The sequence below is a fragment of the Campylobacter volucris genome (assembly GCF_008011665.1).
Lineage (GTDB): Bacteria > Campylobacterota > Campylobacteria > Campylobacterales > Campylobacteraceae > Campylobacter_D > Campylobacter_D volucris_A.
On sequence record NZ_VOWJ01000024.1, the window covers coordinates 1 to 3388 of the forward strand.

Here is a 3388-nt window from a genome sequence, read left to right on the forward strand (position 1 = left end):
TAAAAGATAAAACCTTTAGTATGAAAGAAGATAGTATAAGTTATCCTTGTAAAAACAAAGTTTTTACTTTTAAGGATGATAAAAATCAATTTAAACTTGAAATTATATGATTTTGATAAAATTTGTCTCTTATGAAAATCTAAAAAAGGAAATCAATGATAGCTTATGTTAGTATCGGAACGACTAATAGTGGAAATCAAGAAAGACAAGGCTTTTTGATGCAAAATGAAGATTTGCTTTTGCAAAAAGGTTATATATATCCAAAATCTTTAAGAATGGCAAATAGACATTGGGTTTTGGTAGATATAGTTTTAGAGCTTTTTAAGAAGGAAAAATTAAGTGAAAATCCATTAAATGATCTAACAAATGAGCGTTTGATTAAAGCTGTTGAAAATTTTAAAGCAGAAGCTTCATTACATAAAGATAAAAAATTTATTTTTTCAGCTGAAGGGATAGTTTGGGATTTTTCTACTAAAAAGCATATAGAAATTTTAAAAAGTGTTTTAAATGCGTTAGGTTTTGATGAAATTTATGAAATAGTTTATTTTAGAGATACACTTGGATATTTAAATTCTCATTGTTCTCAAGATATAAAAAATAATATGGGTTTTTATAGTGCTGATTTTAAACCTAATGAGCATCCTAGAAAGTATATTTTTGATTATAAATGGATTTGTCAAAGTCATATCGAAGTATTTGGAGAAGAAAGTTTAATAGTAAGACTTTTAAAGGAAGAGTATGTTGGTGGAACTTTGCTTAAAGATTTTGTCCATCATTTGGGTTTAGAATGGGATGATAATTTTTCTTTAAAACAAAACAAAAATGAAAGTTTTAATCTTTTGGGTATGGAGCTTCAAGGGCGATTGATTAAAAAAGATTTACATGGACAAAATATCAATTCTTTGCTTTATATTGCAAGGAAAATTTTTGAAGGAGCTGATGAAGATAGGCTTAAATTTAGAGTGCAAAAAGATATAGCAAAAGCTTATGTTGATTATTACACACCTTCACTTGAATGGGTAAGAGAAAAGTATTTTCCACACAGGCAGTATTTGTTTGAACCAATAAATTGGGATGATTATAAAGAAAATCCAACTTTGACTCAAACCAAAGAAAGTGATTGGGATAAAGTAGCTGAATTTATAACACAAATCATTATATCTAAAAATAAGATTATTCAATCTTTAAAAGACTAATACAATGCCTGTGCATTGTATTACTTGTAAGCTTTAAGAAGCATATTTTTAATACTTTCAAAATCTTCAAAATTTTCAGGACTTATAAATTCAGCATTTAATGTTTTACCATAGTATTTTTCTATTTCAGCAACTAAAGCCATTATATCTATACTATCTATAATATCTTCACTAACCAAATCTTGCATAGTTTCATCAATATCTGTTCTTTCGATGTTGATAAAGAATTTTTGAATTGTTGTATTTGTTAAATCCATTGTCATTCCTTTATAAATTTTTTAAAATTATATCATTATCTAAAGTTATTTCAATATAATTTTTATTATTCAAGTTATTTTGATTTTTTGTAAAATTTTTTAAACTATATTTTGTATTATTTAAATTCTTCTTAGCTTTTAATAATAATCTTATTAAGTATCAAATTTTTAAAGCCGATCAATAACAAAACTCACCCAAAACCTTTCTATCTATCTTACCATTTTGATTTAATTTAAAATTATCTATTTTTATAAATTTTTTAGGGACCATATAAGAAGGTAATTTATCTTTTAAGAATTCTTTGAAATTTATCTCATCTTCGCTTTCATAAAAACAAATAATATCATCTTTAAACACACAAGCGCAATTTTTGATTTTTTCATGAGAATTTATTATAGTTTCTATTTCTCCAAGTTCTATACGATGACCCATGTATTTGATTTGATTATCTATTCTTCCATAGCATAAAAGCTCGCCAAATTCATTATAAGCTACCACATCTCCTGTTTTGTATAAAAGATCTAAATAATTATCATGCAAAGGATTTTGCACAAAGGCTTTATTAGTTTTTTCTTTATCATTGTAATAACCCAGCGAAAGACAAGTTCCTCTTACATAAAGCTCACCTTTAATTCCTATTTGATTTGAGGTGATTAAATTTAAATTTTCATCAAATACTAAAAGCTCTGTATTTTTACAAGCATTGCCTATAGGTAAAAGTTCATTATCGCTAAATTCTCTATCTATTATGAAATAAGAACAAACATCAGTTATTTCAGTTGGCCCATATAAATTTGCAAATAAAGCATTTGGAAGGTATTTTCTCCATATATTTAATTGTTTATTTGGCATTATTTCACCACAAAATAATATTTTATTTAGTTTAAGATCGATGTCTTTTATAGCATCTGTATTTGCAAAATATATTAAAACAGAAGGCACCCAAAATATTGTATTTACCTCATTTTTTACTAAATAATCTGTGATTTTATTTGGAAAAGCAAATAAATGATTTGGAAGTAAATGTAAAGTCCCGCCAGCTTTTATAGTAGAAAAAATATCTAAAATGCTATTGTCAAAATAAAGTGGAGCTTGATTTGCTAAGATGTGATTTTCATCAAATTTAAAGGTTTTGCAAACCCAAAAAGTATAATCAATAACACTTTTATGAGCTATACTTACTCCTTTTGGCACTCCTGTGCTTCCACTTGTAAAAAATACATATAATAAATTTGTATCTATATGTTTTTCTTTTATATCTTCTAAGGCTGTTTTATCTATAGTGAAATTTTCAAATTCTTGCGTATAAATGGTAGGTAGGTTTAAATTTATATTTAATTCTTTGGAGGTTATAAATAATTTTGGTTTTAGAGTTTGTATTATTTTTTCTATTCTTTCTTTTGGAGTTTTTTCATCAAGTATGGTATAAAAATTTCCACTTTTTATTGAACCAAAAAAAGATATTAAAGCATTTATACTTTTTGGTAATATTATTAAAATAGGTGATTGATAAATTTTTTCTTGTATTATTTTACTTGCAAGTTTGTCTGTAATGATGTCAAATTCTTTGTAGCTTATATACTTTCCATCAAATTCAACAAATAATTTTTTATCTGGATATTTATTTACACTTTTTTGCAAAAAGTCATTTATATTGGTTATCATTTTTATCCTTTAATAGACTATATGGATTATTTTTTAAATATTTTAGTGTATCTAAAAAATAATCTTTGCTTTCTATACTAACTATACAAGATCCTGCGAAATTAATTATATTAAAATTATTATTTTCTTTTAATAAATTAATTTGCTTTTGTTCGCATATCAACGAATTTTCTTCTAATTTTCTTACATAATAAGTTATATTTTTATTATTTTGTTTTCCGCTTTCATCTATTAAAATTCCACTAAAATTTTTAAAATATCTATATGGA

Annotated in this window: 4 protein-coding genes and 1 pseudogene; 2 read left to right on the forward strand and 3 right to left on the reverse strand. The window is 24.7% G+C overall.

Going from position 1 to position 3388, the window contains the following annotated elements; genetic code table 11:
* Both FPD38_RS05000 and FPD38_RS05005 read left to right on the forward strand, forming a co-directional pair.
* Nucleotides 1–110 (forward strand): DUF2920 family protein (locus FPD38_RS05000; protein ID WP_147555649.1); only part of this gene is annotated, 110 nt, incomplete at its 5' end.
* A gap of 45 nt (nucleotides 111–155) precedes the next feature.
* The gene (locus FPD38_RS05005; RefSeq protein WP_147555650.1) at nucleotides 156–1196 is read left to right on the forward strand and encodes an acyl carrier protein; all 1041 of its coding nucleotides are present in this window, start codon (nucleotides 156–158) and stop codon (nucleotides 1194–1196) included.
* A gap of 20 nt (nucleotides 1197–1216) precedes the next feature.
* Here FPD38_RS05005 and FPD38_RS05010 read toward each other — a convergent pair whose 3' ends face one another.
* The 3 genes and pseudogenes from FPD38_RS05010 to FPD38_RS08380 form a co-directional block, all read right to left on the reverse strand.
* The gene (locus tag FPD38_RS05010; RefSeq protein ID WP_147555651.1) at nucleotides 1217–1453 is read right to left on the reverse strand and encodes a phosphopantetheine-binding protein; all 237 of its coding nucleotides are present in this window, start codon (nucleotides 1451–1453) and stop codon (nucleotides 1217–1219) included.
* Nucleotides 1454–1631: 178 nt separating this feature from the next.
* On the reverse strand, nucleotides 1632–3119 hold the full coding sequence (locus FPD38_RS05015) for an amino acid adenylation domain-containing protein (protein WP_147555652.1): 1488 nt from the start codon (nucleotides 3117–3119) through the stop codon (nucleotides 1632–1634).
* Nucleotides 3100–3388 (reverse strand): annotated as a pseudogene (locus FPD38_RS08380) (acetyltransferase); the annotation flags it as partial. The gene FPD38_RS05015 and the pseudogene FPD38_RS08380, both read right to left, overlap by 20 nt.